This window comes from Polaromonas sp. CG_9.11, from assembly GCF_015752225.1.
In the GTDB taxonomy this organism is placed as follows: domain Bacteria; phylum Pseudomonadota; class Gammaproteobacteria; order Burkholderiales; family Burkholderiaceae_C; genus Polaromonas.
Genome location: NZ_JADOVE010000002.1, coordinates 211136 through 227544 on the forward strand (window position 1 = coordinate 211136; position 16409 = coordinate 227544).

At 63.7% G+C, this 16409-nt stretch carries 15 protein-coding genes; 10 read left to right on the forward strand and 5 right to left on the reverse strand.

Going from position 1 to position 16409, the window contains the following annotated elements; translation table 11 throughout:
• The 5 genes from IWX85_RS02765 (at position 1) to IWX85_RS02785 (ending at position 4622) form a co-directional block, all read left to right on the forward strand.
• The gene (locus IWX85_RS02765) at positions 1-792 is read left to right on the forward strand and encodes a cell division protein FtsQ/DivIB (protein ID WP_196868753.1); all 792 of its coding nucleotides are present in this window, start codon (positions 1-3) and stop codon (positions 790-792) included.
• A gap of 4 nt (positions 793-796) precedes the next feature.
• Positions 797-2026 carry a cell division protein FtsA gene (ftsA, locus tag IWX85_RS02770; RefSeq protein ID WP_036809062.1) on the forward strand — a complete coding sequence of 410 codons (1230 nt, stop codon included), beginning with the start codon at positions 797-799 and terminating at the stop codon, positions 2024-2026.
• A gap of 142 nt (positions 2027-2168) precedes the next feature.
• A complete protein-coding gene (ftsZ, locus tag IWX85_RS02775) occupies positions 2169-3347 on the forward strand; it encodes a cell division protein FtsZ (RefSeq protein WP_036809064.1) in 1179 nt (392 codons plus the stop codon).
• Between the two features lie 141 nt (positions 3348-3488).
• A complete protein-coding gene (gene lpxC, locus IWX85_RS02780) occupies positions 3489-4412 on the forward strand; it encodes a UDP-3-O-acyl-N-acetylglucosamine deacetylase (protein WP_196868676.1) in 924 nt (307 codons plus the stop codon).
• 33 nt (positions 4413-4445) lie between these two features.
• Positions 4446-4622, forward strand: coding sequence for a hypothetical protein (locus IWX85_RS02785; RefSeq protein ID WP_196868677.1), 177 nt, complete (start codon positions 4446-4448; stop codon positions 4620-4622).
• A gap of 4 nt (positions 4623-4626) precedes the next feature.
• Here IWX85_RS02785 and ruvC read toward each other — a convergent pair whose 3' ends face one another.
• From ruvC to IWX85_RS02810, 5 genes are all read right to left on the reverse strand, one after another.
• Positions 4627-5175 carry a crossover junction endodeoxyribonuclease RuvC gene (gene ruvC, locus IWX85_RS02790; RefSeq protein ID WP_196868678.1) on the reverse strand — a complete coding sequence of 183 codons (549 nt, stop codon included), beginning with the start codon at positions 5173-5175 and terminating at the stop codon, positions 4627-4629.
• A gap of 82 nt (positions 5176-5257) precedes the next feature.
• Positions 5258-6007 (reverse strand): transglycosylase domain-containing protein, encoded by a 750-nt coding sequence (locus IWX85_RS02795; protein WP_196868679.1) that lies wholly within the window; start codon positions 6005-6007, stop codon positions 5258-5260.
• 161 nt (positions 6008-6168) lie between these two features.
• Positions 6169-7056, reverse strand: a complete 888-nt coding sequence (locus IWX85_RS02800) for an energy transducer TonB (protein WP_196868680.1) — start codon at positions 7054-7056, stop codon at positions 6169-6171.
• Between the two features lie 55 nt (positions 7057-7111).
• Complete coding sequence (locus IWX85_RS02805; RefSeq protein ID WP_196868681.1) at positions 7112-9184, reverse strand: RNB domain-containing ribonuclease; 2073 nt, start codon at positions 9182-9184, stop codon at positions 7112-7114.
• A gap of 135 nt (positions 9185-9319) precedes the next feature.
• Complete coding sequence (locus IWX85_RS02810) at positions 9320-9904, reverse strand: YqiA/YcfP family alpha/beta fold hydrolase (protein ID WP_036813252.1); 585 nt, start codon at positions 9902-9904, stop codon at positions 9320-9322.
• 201 nt (positions 9905-10105) lie between these two features.
• Between IWX85_RS02810 and rodA the strand changes: the two genes are divergently transcribed.
• The 5 genes from rodA to IWX85_RS02835 all read left to right on the forward strand — a co-directional run bounded on the left by rodA (position 10106) and on the right by IWX85_RS02835 (position 16374).
• On the forward strand, positions 10106-11260 hold the full coding sequence (rodA, locus tag IWX85_RS02815) for a rod shape-determining protein RodA (protein ID WP_036809080.1): 1155 nt from the start codon (positions 10106-10108) through the stop codon (positions 11258-11260).
• Positions 11261-11564: 304 nt separating this feature from the next.
• Positions 11565-13091 (forward strand): metalloprotease TldD, encoded by a 1527-nt coding sequence (gene tldD / locus IWX85_RS02820; RefSeq protein ID WP_231379483.1) that lies wholly within the window; start codon positions 11565-11567, stop codon positions 13089-13091.
• A 240-nt stretch (positions 13092-13331) separates the two neighbouring features.
• Positions 13332-14453, forward strand: coding sequence for a 3-deoxy-7-phosphoheptulonate synthase (locus IWX85_RS02825; RefSeq protein WP_196868682.1), 1122 nt, complete (start codon positions 13332-13334; stop codon positions 14451-14453).
• A gap of 134 nt (positions 14454-14587) precedes the next feature.
• Complete coding sequence (locus tag IWX85_RS02830) at positions 14588-14902, forward strand: hypothetical protein (protein ID WP_036809083.1); 315 nt, start codon at positions 14588-14590, stop codon at positions 14900-14902.
• A gap of 305 nt (positions 14903-15207) precedes the next feature.
• On the forward strand, positions 15208-16374 hold the full coding sequence (locus IWX85_RS02835) for a hypothetical protein (RefSeq protein ID WP_196868683.1): 1167 nt from the start codon (positions 15208-15210) through the stop codon (positions 16372-16374).
• The last annotated feature ends 35 nt before the right edge of the window (positions 16375-16409 follow it).

A 16409-nucleotide genomic window follows, 5' to 3' on the forward strand; every position in this document is an offset into this window, starting at 1 on the left:
ATGCCAATGCCCGCCGCCTTGCCGCCGGACGTCAGGCTCATGAACACCGTGTCGGTGCTCCTGGGGCTGGTGTTCGGCGCCATGGTGCTGGCCCTGGGCATGGCCTGGCTGGTGCGCCAGCCCGCCTTCAACCTGAGCACCATACGCGTCGGCGGCGACCTGACGCATAACAATGCCGTTACCCTGCGCGCCAATGTGACGCCCAAGGTGGCCGGCAACTTCCTGACGGTGGACCTGGAATCCACGCGCGCCGCCTTCGAGGCCGTTCCCTGGGTTCGCCGGGCCGTGGTGCAGCGCGAATTTCCGAACCGCCTGAAGGTCGTGTTGCTGGAGCACAAAGCCGTCGCCTATTGGGGTCCCGAGGGCGAAGCCCGGCTGGTCAACAACCACGGCGAAGTGTTCGACGCCAATCCAGGGGATGTCGAAAATGAGGAACTGCCGCTGCTGAGCGGGCCCAAGGGCCAGACTCCGCAGGTGCTGCAGGCCTACCACGCGCTGCTTCCGCTGTTTGAAGAGATGGATGCCGTGCTGGAGCAATTGCAGCTGAGCGATCTTGGAAGCTGGCGCGCGCAGCTTGACAGCGGCGCGGTGATCGAACTGGGCCACGGCTCGCTGGCTGAAGTGCAGGCGCGTGCCCGGCGCTTCGTTGACACCGTGACGCAGGTGTCGTCCCGCTTCGGACGCGATGTGGAGTCTGCCGACCTGCGCTATGCCACCGGCTACGCGCTCAAGCTCAGGGGCGTCACCACCGGCGAGATCTCTGACAAAGACGACAAGAAAAAGAAAAGGTAAATGAATGGCCAAAGAATACAAAGATCTGGTGGTGGGGCTGGACATCGGGACCAGCAAGATCATGGTCGTGGTGGCCGAGGTCATGCCCGGCGGGCAGCTCAAGCTGGCCGGCCTCGGCATTGCCGCCAGCCAGGGACTCAAGCGCGGCGTGGTGGTCAACATCGATGCCACCGTGCACAGCATCCAGCAGGCGTTGAAAGAGGCCGAACTCATGGCCGACTGCAAGATCGGCCGTGTCTTCACCGGCATCACCGGCAGCCACATCCGGGGCATCAATTCCAGCGGCATGGTGGCCGTCAAGGACAAGGAAGTGACCCAGGCCGACGTCACCCGCGTGATTGAAACCGCCAAGGCCATCAACATCTCCACCGACCAGCGCCTGCTGCTGGTCGAGCCGCAGGAGTTCGTGATCGACGGCCAGGATGTGCGCGAGCCCATCGGCATGAGCGGCCTGCGCCTGGAGGCCAAGGTGCACATCGTGACCGGCGCGCAGAGCGCCGCCGAGAACATCATCAAGTGCGTGCGGCGCTGCGGCCTCGACGTGGACCAGCTGATGCTCAATCCGTTGGCCTCCAGCCTGTCGGTGCTGACGCCCGACGAGCAGGAGCTCGGCGTGGCCATGGTCGACATTGGCGCCGGCACCACCGACGTGGCGATTTTTACCGGCGGCGCCATCCGGCACACCGCCGTCATCCCGATTGCCGGTGACCTGATCACCAGCGACATCGCCATGGCGCTGCGCACGCCGACCAAGGACGCCGAGGACATCAAGGTGGAAAACGGCTGCGCCAAGCAGTTGCTGGCCGACCCCGACACCCAGGTCGAGGTGCCTGGCCTGGGCGACCGCGTCCCGCGGATGCTCAGCAAGCAGGCGCTCGCTGGTGTGATCGAGCCGCGCGTCGAGGAAATCTACCTGCTGGTCCAGCAGGCGATCCGCGAGTCGGGCTACGAGGAAGTGCTGTCCTCGGGCATTGTCATCACCGGCGGCAGCGCCATGATGCCCGGCATGATCGAACTGGGCGAAGACATTTTTCTCAAGCCGGTGCGGCGCGGCTTGCCTCGCTATTCCGGCGCGTTGTCGGACATGGTTTCCCAGAGCCGGGCCGCGACCGTCATGGGGTTGCTCGAAGAAGCCCGGCTGGCGCGCATGCGGGGCTTCAAGGTGGCGCAGAAGGCCGGCAGTGTTCACAGCGCCTTTGGCCGCGTCAAAGACTGGTTCGTGGGGAATTTCTGATGACCTGTCTGTCCAGATTCTTCGGCCGCCCCTGGCGCCGAACCCATTCGGGAGGCGCTGATCCACCGGCCTGACCCGCCATGTTTCGCAAAAAATTTGACATGTATTCACCCACCCTATTAACCCCAACAGGAGGCTCCCAATGAGTATCGAAATGATTGAAATCCAGGAATTCAACCAAGGCACGCAGATCAAGGTGATTGGCGTCGGTGGCGGCGGCGGCAATGCCGTCGGCCACATGATCCAGTGCGGCGTGCAGGGCGTTGAATTCATCTGCGCCAACACCGACGCACAGGCGCTCAACCGCGGTACCGCGCACAAAAACATCCAGCTGGGCGCCAGCGGACTGGGCGCCGGCAGCAAGCCTGAAAAAGGCCGCGAAGCCGCCGAACTGGCCGTGGACGACATCCGCAGCGCCATCAGTGGCGCGCACATGCTGTTCATCACCGCCGGCATGGGCGGTGGCACCGGTACCGGTGCTGCGCCCGTGATTGCCCGCGTGGCCAAGGAAATGGGCATTCTGACGGTCGGCGTCGTGACCAAGCCCTTCGATTTCGAGGGCGGGCGCCGCATGACCAATGCCGACCTTGGCCTGGCCGAGCTCGAAGCCAATGTCGATTCGCTGATCGTCGTGCTGAACGAAAAACTGCTTGAAGTGCTGGGCGACGATGTGACGCAGGACGAAGCCTTTGCGCATGCCAATGACGTGCTGAAAAACGCTGTCGGCGGCATTGCCGAGATCATCAACGTTCCCGGCCATGTCAACGTCGACTTTGAGGACGTCCGTACCGTCATGGGCGAGCCCGGCAAGGCGATGATGGGAACGGCCCGGGCCAACGGCCCCGACCGCGCCCGCATCGCCGCCGAGCAGGCCGTGGCCTGTCCGCTGCTCGAAGGCATCGACCTGTCGGGCGCCAAGGGCGTGCTGGTGCTGATCTCGGCTGCCAAGGGTTCGCTCAAGCTGAACGAGTCCAAGCTGGCAATGAACACCGTGCGCGCCTACGCTTCGCCCGATGCGCATGTGATCTACGGCACTGCCTACGACGACGAGCTGGGCGATGACATCCGCGTCACCGTGGTGGCGACCGGCCTGAGCCGCCAGGAAGTACGCAGCAATGTTGCGCCGTTGCAGGTGCTGCGCGGTGCCGGCCAGAATGCGTCCGGCGTGCAGGGCCTGAAGCAGCCTGACTACGGCAACATGGCCAGGCCCAACGTGTGGGGGAACAACCGCACCCAGGCGGCGGCGAAGGTCGATGCGCTGGCATCGGGCGGCATGGACGACTTTGAGATTCCTGCCTTTTTGCGCCGCCAGGCGGACTGATCCTGCCTGCACCGGCCTGCCATGGCGGGCCGGTACGCAGGTCCTGCTGCCTGACAGCCTGCCCCTGTTGCGCGCCAGCCTGCCGCATGGGTTTGGCGGGCCGGGCAGTGTCGCTGCGCACCTGACAATTTAAAATATGGCATGCTCGCTCAAAGAACCCTCAAATCCCTGACCCGGGCGGTCGGCGTCGGGCTGCACAGCGGCCAGCGGGTCGAGTTGACCCTGCGGCCGGCACCGCCCGACAGCGGCATCGTGTTTCGTCGCGTCGACCTGCCGCAGCCTGTGGACATCGCCATTTCGCCCGAAGCAGTCACCGACACCCGGCTGGCGTCGACCATTTCCAGCGGCAGCGCCAAGGTGCTGACGGTCGAGCACCTGATGTCGGCCTGCGCCGGGCTGGGCATTGACAACCTGGTCATTGACATCACCGCCGAGGAGGTGCCGATCCTGGACGGCTCGGCGTCGTCGTTTGTGTTCCTGCTGCAATCGGCCGGCATTGCCTTGCAGCCGGCGCCCAAGCGCTTCGTGCGCATCCTCAAGCCGGTCGAGGTGCGCGAAGGCGAGGGCGCGAATGTCAAATGGGCGCGCCTGAGCCCCTACGAAGGCTACAAACTGAGCTTCGAAATCGACTTTGACCACCCGGCCGTTGATTCGACCGGCCAGTGCGTCGAGTTCGACATGGGCAGCGGCGCCTACAGCCGGGACATTGCCCGTGCGCGCACCTTTGGTTTCACCAAGGATGTCGAGATGATGCGGGCCAACGGCCTGGCGCTGGGCGGCGGGCTCGACAATGCCATCGTCATGGATGACTACAAGGTGTTGAACAGCGAAGGGCTGCGCTACAACGACGAATTCGTCAAGCACAAGATCCTTGACGCCATGGGCGACCTGTACCTGCTGGGCAAGCCGCTGCTGGCCGCCTACAGCGCCTTTCGCTCGGGCCACGCCATGAACAACAAGCTGCTGCGCGAGTTGCTGGCGCATCCTGAAGCCTATGAAATCGTCACGTTTGACGACGAAAAAAGCGCACCCAAGGGTTTTTCCACCCTGGCGCGGGCCTGGTAAGCCCGTGTCGCGCGAACTGCAGGAAGCCTGATCATGGTGGTGTTCCGGTTGATGATTTTGCTGGCACTGCTGGCTTCTGCCGTGTCATTTGTGCTGTACGCCATCACATCGCAATTGCGGTTTCGGCGTCAGGGGTTGAACATCCTGAAATGGACCCTGGTTGCCGCTTTCGGGTTTTTTGCGGTGCTCATCATGGAGCGGGTGGGGTAGACGGTCAGCGGCTGCGCCCCGCCCGGTAATGGCTGCTCATCTTGCCGCTGGCTTCGCTGGCCTGCGCCAGCCGCGCCATCGCCGCGCCCACATGCGCATGCGTGATGGCCAGCCCCAAGGCATCAGCGGCATCCTTTCCCGGCAGCGACGGCAGCTTGAGCAGGCGCATGACCATTTGCTGCACTTCTGCCTTGCCGGCCTTGCCGTAGCCGGCAACAGCCTTTTTCATCTGCAGCGCGGTGTATTCGGCCACCGCCAGGTCGGTGGACACCAGCGCCGTGATGCACGCGCCGCGGGCCTGTCCGAGCAGCAGCGTGGCCTGCGGGTTGACGTTGACGAACACGATCTCGACCGACGAGGCTTCGGGCTGGTAGCGCTGGACCACCTCGCGAACACCGTCGAACAGCACCTTCAGCCGGCCTGGCAAGTCCTTTTTGTCCAGGTGCGCAGTCTTGATGGTGCCGCTGGCCACGTAGCGCAAATGCGGGCCGTCCATGTCCACCACGCCAAAGCCGGTGATCAGCAAACCCGGATCGATTCCCAATATATGCATTGCTATGATTAAAGTAGCTATTTAGGCCCGCAGGTATTGCGCAAAGGCACGAAATGACTCGTAAAAAGTAAAGCGCTGGCGCTCATGGCAGGTCCACGCCGCCCATGCGCCCCGCAATCGTCCGGGCGCGCGACGCCAGGTAGCCCGAGCCGGTGTGCGTTTCAAAATACTTCGGACGGGGAAGCATCACCGCCAGCCGGGCCGACTCGATGGCGTTCAGGCGCGCAGCCGGCTTGCGGTAGTAGTGCTGGGCGGCGGCTTCGGCGCCAAAAACGCCTTCGCCCCATTCGACGTTGTTGAGGTAAATCTCCAGGATACGCTGCTTGTTCAGCAGCGCTTCAAGCATCAGCGTCAGCAGCAGCTCCTGGCCCTTGCGCAGCAGGGTGCGCTCGCCCGACAGGAACAGGTTCTTGGCAAGTTGCTGGGTGATGGTCGAGCCGCCGATAATTTTGGGTAACCGGGCCAGCGGCGCTTTCGACTTGCCCTCGGCCAGCCGGCTAGTGGATTGCGCGGCACGTTCTTCTGCCTGGGTGTTTTTCTCCCAGGCTTTTTCCAGCGCGTCCATGTCGATGCCTTCGTGCAGCACGAAACCTGCGTCTTCCGAGGCGATGATGGCCCGCTTGAGGTGGCTTGAGATTTCCGCGTAGGGCACCCACTGCTGGCGCCATTTGAGCGTGCCGGTGTTGCGGGCTACTGCCCAGGCTTCCGAGCGCTGGAAGGCGGTTGATTCCGGGTCGACGAAGCGCATCAGCGCAATGCGCCCCGCAAAATACAACTGCAGGGCCAGGCCGGCCAGCAAGGCCAGGAGCAGCAGGCGCCCAAAGGCTTTCATGCCAGCCACGCCGGCGCGCAGGCGTTGATCTGCGCAGACCTGCCGCTGGTCATCGGGTTGCCGGGCGCCGGGCTAGGCACTGCGGCCGCGTGGTCGCTGGTCATAAGGCCATCTCTTTCATCCAGACTATTCATTGTTCAATGCAAGCGCCGCATCCAGGCTCAGCGATGGGTCAGCTTCGTTTCGAGGCTGTCATCGCGCCCGAAATTGAAGCTCGACACCACCACGATCTGGTCGGCCTTGCCGCGCATGGCCTCGCTGAACGGCTCGAAAGGCCCGCTGCCCTGCACCAGGCTTTGCGCCCAGCGGTCAAGCGTCGGGTTGCCCGAGCTTTGCACTACTTCGGTCGTCAGCACCTGGCCGTCGGCATTGACCGTCATCGTCATGGTCAGCTCGCCATAGAGTTTTTTTCCGGCCCGTTGCGGAAAGTTCAGCGTTCCCTTTTTTTCGATCCTGCGGCGCATCGCATCGTAATACACCGCATAAACCGCTTCGCGGGTCGAGGGGCTGATGTAGCGCCGGGATGGCTGGGCGCCGTCTTCATTGATGTTTTTTTCAATTTCGGCGAGCAGTTTGACCAGTTGCCGGCGCTTTTCTTCCTGCTCGGTCTGTGCGCGCAGGCTGGACGGCACGCTCATGTCGGGCGGCGGCAGTGCGGCCAGCTCTTTGCGGGTCTGCAGCAGCAGTTCGGCTTGCTCCTCCTTGACCGACCGGACCTGGCGCCGCTCGTTTTCATCTTCGGGCGCGTCGCCGGTTTTCGCCACCAGTGAAGGCGGCAGGGGCGACGTTGGCCGGCCGCTTTCAAGCGCGCCACCTCCCGCCAGCGAAGCCTGCGCAATGGCTTTGGCGTTCGCATCGGGTGCATCGCTGGACTTGGCGTTGACCAGGATCACCTCCAGCGGCGTGTCCTGGAACACACGGTTGAAGCGTTCCGGATCGACAATTCGCACGGCCAGCAGCGCGGCATGCGCAGCCAGCGAAATGCCCAGCGCCACCTGCAGGGTGCTGGGCGACCGGGATTTCCCCAGCGGCCGGCCAGGTTTCAGCATGAAGGCACGATGCCGGGGGCCGGCCATCGGTGGCGCGCTGGACATCGCTGCGGCTTCAGGCGGCCGCAGCGGGAGCCGGTTCGGCATCCGCCTGCGCCTCGTCCATGTCAACGGCAATCGAAATCGGACCCGCAGCGATTTCGTCTTCGCCATCTTCGCCAGAGTCGTTGTCCTGCAGCTCGGGCGAAGCCTCGGCGACCGTGTCGAGCCGCTCGATGACGGTGCCCGTAATGTCCAGCGTGATCTCGTCAATCGCGCCGAGCTTGACGCGCACCCGGGCGCCGCGCGGCAGGCCCTGCGCGCCCAGGGCGGCCAGCACCAGCGGCAAGTCGTCGGCGCGCACCAGGTTGTCCTTGAAGCTGGTGGCCGTCAGTTCGGTGATGCCGTTTTGCGCCAGGTATTTCAGCGTCCAGTAGCGCTCGATGCCCGACTGGAAGCCGTTGTAGGCGCTGTAGGCCGCGTCAAAGCACGAAATCACCGAGAACAAATCGGCATCCTTGGGCTTGAAGGGCGCAACCAGGGCGGCGCTGCGGCCGTGTCGGGTGACGGCAATGATCTGCCACTGGTTCACCAGGTCGGTGTAGCGGCGCAGCGGCGAGGTGCACCAGGCGTAGCTTTTCACGCCCAGGCCGGCATGCGGCAGCGCCTTGGTGCCCATGCGAACCTTCACGCCGGGCGCCATGCTGGCCTGGCTGCGGTAGATGCCGGGAACCCCATGCTCGGCCAGCCACTGGCCCCAGGTGCTGTTGGCCAGGATCATCGCCTCGGCAACGATCAGGTCCAGCGGCGCGCCGCGCTGGCGTGTGCTGATGCTGACCGTCTCATCGCCTTGCGGTTCGCCACCCGTCGGGTTGTCGAGCTTGAAGTTGTAATCCGGCCGGTTGAAATTCTCGGGCTTGCCGCGAACGATTTCGCGCTGGGCCTTCAGGTGCCGGGCCAGCCGGTGCAGGAAGGTCATTTCCACCCCCCAGGGCACATCGACCGGCGCGGTCACTTGCGCGGCTTCGAAGAAGGCTTCGGTGATCACGTTGTCGAGCGCGTCGTGGCGCAGGTTGCTGACGATGGGCACCTGCTCCAGCCGAGTGACGCTGGCGGTGATGTCCAGCGTGGCCTCGTTCATCGTGAGGTAAAGCGACAGGGCCGGGCAGTTGCGGCCTTCCTGCAGCGTGTAGGCCTGCACCACGTCGTCGGGCAGCATGGTCAGCTTGTAGCCGGGCATGTACACGGTGGACATGCGGGCGCGGCCGACCGCGTCAATCGGGCCGCCCGGCAGCACGGCCAGGCCGGGTGCGGCAATGTGAACGCCCAGCGTGACCGTGCCGCTGCCCAGACCTTGAACAGACAGCGCATCGTCAATCTCGGTGGTGCTGGAGTCGTCGATGGAAAACGCACGGACATCGGCCAGTGGCAGCTCGTCCTTGATCGGCGGCGCCAGCAACTCCGGAAAGCGCGTGCCTTTGGGAAAGTTCTCGAACAAGAAGCGCTTCCAGTGGAACTGGTAGGGCGAGGCGATGGCGCCGGCTTTTTGCAGCAAGTCGAGTGGCGCGGTGTGCGTGGCGCGCGAGGCATCGACCACGGCCTTGTACTCGGCGCTGTTCTTGTCGGGCTTGAAGAGGATTTTGTAGAGCTGCTCGCGGATCGGCGCCGGGCACTGGCCCTGGCCCAGTTCCTCGGCCCAGGTGGCAATTTGCGCCGTGATCTGCTTTTTCTTTTCGATGGCGGCCAGCGCCTGCTGCAGGATTTCGGGCGGCGCTTTTTTGAAGCGGCCCTTGCCGGCGCGGCGGAAGTAATGCGGCGCGTCGTACAGGCGGAACAGCGCGGCGGCCTGTTGCTCGGCCGAGGCAGGCCTGGACGCGTCGGCGCTGAAGTAATCGCGCGCCAGTTCGGCAAATCCGAATTCCTCGTCGCTGGCGAATTCCCAGGCCAGGTCCAGGTCGATTTCTTCAATCAGCCGCTGGCCGGCGGCGATGAATTCGGCAGGCAGCGGTTTTTCGAACTTGAGCAGCGCATTCGCCGCCTTGACCTTGACCCGCTTGCCCGAGTCAAGCTCGACCTGCAGCGAGCTGTCCGCTTCCGACAAAATCCGGCCGGCCAGAAACTTGCCGGTTTCTTCAAACAATACAAACACAACGAAATCCTTTGGCCTGGGTGGAGCGGGGTGATGGCCTTTGCGGGGCGTGCGGCTGGCAGCCGACGACCCCTAGGTCCGACAGGCTGCTAGTGTAATCAGGCGGCGCCTGCCCGAGACAAGCTGGCACCCGATTCAGGCCAGGCTCAAGAAGTCCAGGATGGCTGGCAAATGGGCATCGAAGTCGCTCAACGCATGGTCGCCGCCTTCCAGAAGGCGCAGGCGGGCGCCCGCATAGCGCGCCGCCATCTCGCGCCAGTCGAGCACTTCGTCACCCTTGGCGATGATGGCCAGGTAGTGGTGCGGGTTCTTCAGCGGCCCGGCCTGCAGCGCGCGCAGTTCATCGACAAAACGCGCCTCGAAGAAAAAATGCTCGTCGGGATTCTGCCACGTGGTTTGCTCGCCGATGTAGCGGGCCAGGTCGCGCACCGGATCGACCGCCGGGTTCAGCAGCACGGCCTTGCAGCCCTGGCGCTCGGCCACCGCCGTCGCATAGAACCCGCCCAGCGACGAGCCGATCACCGCCATCGATCCGGCCGGCCAGTCCGCCAAGCCTTGTTCCAGCAGCGCCATGGCGTCCTGCGGCGAGGGCGGCAGCTGCGGGCACCACCAGCGCACCGCCGGGTGGCGGGCTGCCATCAGGGCGGCCATTTTCCGGGCCTTGGCCGATTGGGGCGAGGAGCGAAAGCCGTGCAGGTAAAGCAGGTGGGTGATGGGCATGGGGCCATGGTAAACGTCCACCTGCAGGCGCAGGGCGCTGTGATGTAAGTCGCTTTCAGCTTGAATACGGAGTTGGCATCAAAAAAGCCGTTTGAGCAGGCGGGGTGGATGTCTTAAGCTATGTTTTTGGTAGTGACGAAGTGCCATTGGATATGTCCTTTGGCTTCCAGGCAGCTTGCCGGCTAACCGATAATCGCGCCCATGTCTGCCGTTTTCGACCAACCATCTCTTTACAAGCGAACCCTGCCCCTGCTGCAGGGTTTTGACGGCCTGCTCGCCTTTGCCGTGTTCCTGCTCGCCTGCGCCGGCCTGCTGATCATGTATTCGTCAGGCTACGACCACGGTACCCGCTTTGCCGACCATGGCCGCAACATGCTGATTGCCGGTGCCATCATGTTTGTGGTGGCGCAGGTGCCACCGCAAAAGCTGATGGTCTTCGCCGTGCCGCTGTACCTCACCGGCGTGACGCTGCTGGTGGCGGTGCTGGTGTTTGGTATCACCAAGAAGGGCGCCAAGCGCTGGCTGAATGTCGGCGTGGTGATCCAGCCCAGCGAGATTTTGAAGATTGCCGTGCCGCTGATGCTCGCCTGGTGGTTCCAGAAGCGCGAAGGGCAGTTGCGCCCGCTCGATTTCGCTGTGGGCCTGGTGCTGCTGGCCGTGCCGGTGGGGCTGATCATGAAGCAGCCCGACCTGGGCACCTCGCTGCTGGTGCTGGGCGCGGGCCTGGCGGTGATCTTTTTTGCCGGCCTGAGCTGGAAGCTGATTGCCCCGCCGCTGCTGCTGGGCGTCATCGGCATTTCGCTGGTTGTCTGGTATGAGCCGCAATTGTGCGCCGACGGCATGCGCTGGCCGGTGCTGCACGACTACCAGCAGCAGCGCATCTGCACCTTGCTTGACCCGTCGCGCGACCCGTTGGGCAAGGGTTTCCACATCATCCAGGGAATGATCGCGATTGGCTCGGGCGGCATGTTCGGCAAGGGATTCATGGCGGGCACGCAGACGCACCTGGAGTTCATTCCCGAGCGCACCACCGACTTCATCTTTGCAGCGTATTCCGAGGAATTCGGCCTGGTCGGCAACCTGCTGCTGATCTCGGGTTTCCTGTTCCTGATTTTTCGCGGACTGGCGATTGCGATGGATGCGCCCACCTTGTTTTCGCGACTGCTGGCGGGCGCGTTGACGATGATTTTCTTCACCTATGCCTTCGTCAACATGGGCATGGTCAGCGGCATCCTGCCGGTGGTGGGCGTTCCGCTGCCCTTCATCAGCTACGGCGGCACGGCGATGGTGACGCTGGGGCTGGCGCTGGGCATGCTGATGTCGATTGCGAAGGCGAAGCGCTTGGTCCAGACGTAAGGATGTAGCCCCCACGGTCGCCCACTGCGTGTGGCTTCCTGCCCCCCAAGGGGGCCGCTGCGCCTGCGGCCCGGCGAAGCCGGTTCCGCGGCCCTGGCTGGTAGGGAATGGCCCCCACGCTTGTCGCTTCGCGTACTGCGCTGCCCCCCGAGGGGGCCGCTGCGCCTGCGGTCTGGCAAAGCCAGTCCGGCGGCCCCTGCTGGTAGGGAATGCCACTCCCTTACGCTTGTTGCTTTGCCTGCCTTCCTTCCAGCCATCATCCCTATGAACAGCACTGGCGGGTCACACTGCCTACAATCGTTGGATGATTTCACTCAACTCCGCTGCCGCCTCTGTTCGCCAAACCAATGTCTCCGGGCGTCCTCCGGCCCGGCCCAGCAAGGACTCGACGTCGGAGCGGCTGGCGATTGCCCAAAAACTGTTGCTGTCGCCTTTCGGCCTGGACGAAGCCGCGCTGAGCCGGGCGCTGGGTGAAATCACTTCCTACGGCGTGGACGATGCGGACCTTTACTTCCAGTACACCCGCAGCGAAGGCTGGAGCCTGGAAGAGGGCATTGTCAAGACCGGTTCCTTCAACATCGACCAGGGCGTTGGCGTTCGCGCCGTGAGCGGCGAGAAAACCGCCTTTGCCTATTCCGACGATATTTCCGAAGCGTCGCTGCTTGACGCAGCGCGCACGGTGCGCAGCATTTCGGCTGCTTCCCAATCCGGCCGCATCAAGACGCCGGCGCGCAAGGTTGCCACCAGCCGCTCGCTGTATCGCGACCTGGACCCGATTGCCACGCTGGACAGCACCGCCAAGGTCGAACTGCTGGGCAAGGTGGAAAAACTGGCCAAGGCCAAAGACCCGCGCATCGTGCAGGTGATGGCCGGGCTGGCCAGTGAATACGATGTGGTGATGGTGGCGCGCGCCGACGGCACGCTGGCCGCCGATGTGCGCCCGCTGGTGCGCCTGAGCGTGACGGTGATTGCCGAGCAAAAGGGCCGGCGCGAAGTCGGTTCGGGCGGCGGCGGCGGCCGTTTCGGCCTGGCCTATTTCGACGACACGCAAATCGGCGAGTATGTCGATGCCGCCGTGAACGCCGCGCTGACCAACCTGGAAGCCCGCCCCGCGCCGGCTGGCCAGATGACCGTGGTGCTCGGCTCGGGCTGGCCCGGCATCTTGCTGCACGAAGCCATCGGCCATGGCCTGGAAGGCGACTTCAACCGCAAGGGCTCCAGCGCATTTTCGGGCCGCATCGGCGAGCGCGTCGCTGCCAAGGGTGTGACGGTGCTTGACGACGGCACGATCGCCGATCGCCGTGGCTCGCTCAATGTCGATGACGAAGGCAATGTCAGCCAGCGCAACGTGCTGATCGAGGACGGCATCCTGAAGGGTTACATCCAGGATTCGATGAATGCGCGCCTGATGAACGTCAAGCCCACCGGCAACGGCCGGCGCGAAAGCTATGCCCATGTGCCGATGCCGCGCATGACCAACACCTACATGCTCGGCGGCGACAAAGCGCCTGAAGAAATCATCGCCAGCATCAAGAAAGGCCTGTACGCCTCCAATTTTGCGGGCGGCCAGGTCGACATCACCTCGGGCAAGTTCGTGTTCTCTGCCAGCGAAGCGTTCTGGGTTGAAAACGGCAAGATTCTCTACCCGGTCAAGGGCGCGACGATTGTCGGCAACGGCCCGGACGCACTGACCCGCGTCACCATGATCGGCAACGACATGAAGCTCGACAGCGGCGTCGGCACCTGCGGCAAGGAAGGCCAGAGCGTGCCGGTCGGCGTCGGCCAGCCGACGCTGCGCATTGACGGCCTGACGGTGGGCGGCACCGCGTAAGCGGTATTACTTCAAGCTGTGCTACATTCCTGCAGATGAATTCCGCGAAATTTTCTTTTGCTTACTTTTGGCTCTCAGGCGCTTCCGGCGGCAGAGAGATTTTTGCGTAGGCGCCAGAAAACGCAGCGAATCTCCAAAAACCGCCGGGCCTCCCGGCGGTTTTTTTTTGCCCGTCCCGATTTGCCAACCCCGTGAAACAGCCCGAACCCGTTTTGAAATCTTAGACAAAGGAAGCCCGTGATGAATGCCAACGCCACCCCCGCCAGCGCCAGCTGGTATGCGAATGTCGAAAAAACCAGCGAGACCGACGACAAACGCATCAAGGACATCACCGTGCTACCCCCTCCCGAGCATCTCATCCGCTTTTTTCCGATTGCTGGCACTGCGGCCGAATCGCTGATCACCCAGACCCGCCAGAACATCCACAACATCATGGCCGGCAGCGACGACCGGCTGCTGGTGGTGATTGGCCCGTGCTCGATCCACGACCCGATGGCCGCGCTCGACTACGCCCGCCGGCTGGCCGAGCAGCGCAAGCAATACGCCGGGACGCTGGAAATCGTGATGCGCGTGTACTTCGAGAAACCGCGCACCACGGTGGGCTGGAAAGGGCTGATCAACGACCCCTACCTGGATGAAAGCTTTCGCATCGACGAAGGCCTGCGCATTGCCCGCCAGCTGCTGATCGACATCAACCGCCTGGACGTGCCGGCCGGCAGCGAATTCCTGGATGTGATTTCGCCGCAGTACATTGGCGACCTCATCTCTTGGGGCGCGATTGGCGCGCGCACCACCGAAAGCCAGGTGCACCGCGAACTGGCGTCCGGCCTGTCGGCGCCGATCGGCTTCAAGAACGGCACCGACGGCAACATCCGCATTGCCACCGACGCCATCCAGGCCTCGGCGCGCGGCCACCACTTCCTGTCGGTCCACAAGAATGGCCAGGTGGCGATTGTGCAGACCAACGGCAACCAGGACTGCCACGTCATTTTGCGCGGCGGCAAGGCGCCCAATTACGACGCCGCCAGCGTGGCCGCCGCCTGCAAGGAACTTGAAGCCGCCAAATTGCCGGCGACGCTGATGGTCGATTGCAGCCATGCCAACAGTTCCAAGCAGCATGAAAAGCAGATGGACGTGGCGCGTGACATTGCCGCCCAGGTCGCCGCCGGCTCGCGCCAGGTGTTCGGCTTGATGGTGGAAAGCCATCTGGTGGCCGGCGCGCAAAAGTTCACCGCCGGCAAGGACGACGCCAAATCGCTCGAATATGGCCGCAGCATCACCGATGCGTGCCTGGGCTGGAACGATTCGCTGGACATGCTGGCGACCTTGTCAGCCGCTGTCGAGGCGCGTCGGGCAAAATGAGGTGTCACATCCGCAAGCCTGCCAAAGGCCGGGCTGGCGGGCACTTGCCGGGCCTTTTCACTTTTCAGTGACCGCGATATGGCGCGGCGCTGGGGCTGGCGCCGGATTTGTCATCACCACTACAGGAAACCCTCATGCGCAGCGAAGTCACTGTCACCTTCAAGAGCCAGCCCCCTGTTCGGATTGAACTGCATGATCAACCGGAGCCCATGCCCCCCGAGGCGGCCCGCCGCTGGCTCGACGAACAGTTCACGCAGATGGGCTGCGAGCCGCTGCGGCCCACCGGCAAGCTGCTGACCGCCGACAAGGTCGTGGTCGTGGCCGAGGCCGCCGGTCCCGAGAAATTTGCCGACGCCCAGTGGGCGCAGGCTTTTGCCCGTGCGGTGACCACGGCGCTGGGCCGGCCGATGGTGAACATCGACGTGACGGCCCTGAGCATCAGTTATTGAGCCGGGTTTGGCGGCACAGGCCCACGGGCAAATTTTTTTGCTATTGAAAAAATAGCAGCTTATGCTTGCAGGTATTGCGCAAAAGCCATAAATCATTGAAAAATAGCGGTTGATGCGCTCACCTTGCTTGGCATTCTGCAGCCGCCAGGATCACCTGGCGTTCTATCTCCACGGCCTGAATGCTAACGATGCAACCGATTGCTGCGTACTTTTCGCCTCGTGCGCGACCCGCATGCCAAGGCTTTTGGTCGCAACCCGATGCATGGCGGCATTCTTCACCGGTTCCCTTTATTGACGTCCCAACCATGAAAAAACCTAAGGTCCCCTCCACATCCAAACCCGATCTGTCCGCCAAAGCCGCGCCTGCCGCAACGCCCGGCACCGCCCTGCGGCTCGATGGCGGCAAGGACGGGCCGCGCCTGTCCGCCGCGCAGCAGCGCTTTAACCGGTTGCTGGCAAAAATCGACAAGCTTGAAGGCCAAGTCACCGAAATCAAGACGCTGGCCGATGCCTTCCGCCCGCTGTACCAGAGCACGCTGGAGCCGCTGCGCGAGGCACACCGGGCGCTGATGCGGCGCATGGCGCTGGCCCTGGACGAGCGGCTGCAGCGCAAGGGCGTGACGCCGACCCAGAAGCGCAACGGCCTGGAAATCCTGTGCGCGCTGTGCGAAACGCTGGCGGCCTTTGGCGATGAGGCCATGGCTGTGCTGCACGACCAGCGCAGCGCGCGCACCCTGCGCCAGAAGGAAGAAGACCAGGCCGCGATGATGCGTTCGATGATGGAACAAGCGCTGGGCGCACCGCTTGACATGCCGGCGCAGGATGATTCACTGGACCCGCTTGAAGCGGTGATGCGCGCCGGCCGCGAGCGCCTGCACGAAGCGATGCAGGCCGAAGAGGCGCAGCGCGAGGCGGCCCAGGTCAAAAGAAAAAAGAAAAAACCCACGCCGGCCCAACTCAAGGCCGGCCAGCAGCAGGAAGACGCCGACACCGTCTTGCGCCAGGTTTACCGCCAGCTGGCCAGCGCGCTGCACCCCGACCGTGAGCGCGATCCGGACGAGCAACAGCGCAAAACCGCCCTGATGAGCGAAGCCAACGCCGCCTATGCCAGGCAAGACCTGGTGGCGCTGTTGCACCTGCAGTTGCGCATTGCCCAGGCCGACATGCAGGACATGCTGCAGCAACCCGAGGAACGCATCGCCGCCATGAGTTTGCTGCTCAAGCAGCAGTCCGCCGAGTTGGAGAATGAATTGTTTGCCCGGCAACGCCACCTTCAGGATGAGTTCGACCTGGCGTTCTACCAGGCGCCGACAGCCGCCCTGCTGCGGCGGCAACTGGAACAGGAGGCAAAAGACCTGAAGGGCGAACTGGCGTTCATGGAAGCGGACATTGCGCTGGTGCAGGACGACGCGGGATTCAAGCGCTGGCTGAAAGAGCAGGCCAGGATGGGCCGGAATGCGGATTATTTTTGACCGGCAGCGCAAATTTCTTGACTGCTCAGCGTCGC

Bases quoted from the DNA above. Each gene is read 5' to 3' on its own strand.
- IWX85_RS02765 (WP_196868753.1), top strand. From the start codon at position 1: ATGCCAATGCCCGCCGCCTTGCCGCCGGACGTCAGGCTCATGAACACC.
- ftsA (WP_036809062.1), top strand. From the start codon at position 797: ATGGCCAAAGAATACAAAGATCTGGTGGTGGGGCTGGACATCGGGACC.
- ftsZ (WP_036809064.1), top strand. From the start codon at position 2,169: ATGAGTATCGAAATGATTGAAATCCAGGAATTCAACCAAGGCACGCAG.
- lpxC (WP_196868676.1), top strand. From the start codon at position 3,489: ATGCTCGCTCAAAGAACCCTCAAATCCCTGACCCGGGCGGTCGGCGTC.
- IWX85_RS02785 (WP_196868677.1), top strand. From the start codon at position 4,446: ATGGTGGTGTTCCGGTTGATGATTTTGCTGGCACTGCTGGCTTCTGCC.
- ruvC (WP_196868678.1), bottom strand. From the start codon at position 5,175: ATGCATATATTGGGAATCGATCCGGGTTTGCTGATCACCGGCTTTGGC.
- IWX85_RS02795 (WP_196868679.1), bottom strand. From the start codon at position 6,007: ATGAAAGCCTTTGGGCGCCTGCTGCTCCTGGCCTTGCTGGCCGGCCTG.
- IWX85_RS02800 (WP_196868680.1), bottom strand. From the start codon at position 7,056: ATGCTGAAACCTGGCCGGCCGCTGGGGAAATCCCGGTCGCCCAGCACC.
- IWX85_RS02810 (WP_036813252.1), bottom strand. From the start codon at position 9,904: ATGCCCATCACCCACCTGCTTTACCTGCACGGCTTTCGCTCCTCGCCC.
- rodA (WP_036809080.1), top strand. From the start codon at position 10,106: ATGTCTGCCGTTTTCGACCAACCATCTCTTTACAAGCGAACCCTGCCC.
- tldD (WP_231379483.1), top strand. From the start codon at position 11,565: ATGATTTCACTCAACTCCGCTGCCGCCTCTGTTCGCCAAACCAATGTC.
- IWX85_RS02825 (WP_196868682.1), top strand. From the start codon at position 13,332: ATGAATGCCAACGCCACCCCCGCCAGCGCCAGCTGGTATGCGAATGTC.
- IWX85_RS02830 (WP_036809083.1), top strand. From the start codon at position 14,588: ATGCGCAGCGAAGTCACTGTCACCTTCAAGAGCCAGCCCCCTGTTCGG.
- IWX85_RS02835 (WP_196868683.1), top strand. From the start codon at position 15,208: ATGAAAAAACCTAAGGTCCCCTCCACATCCAAACCCGATCTGTCCGCC.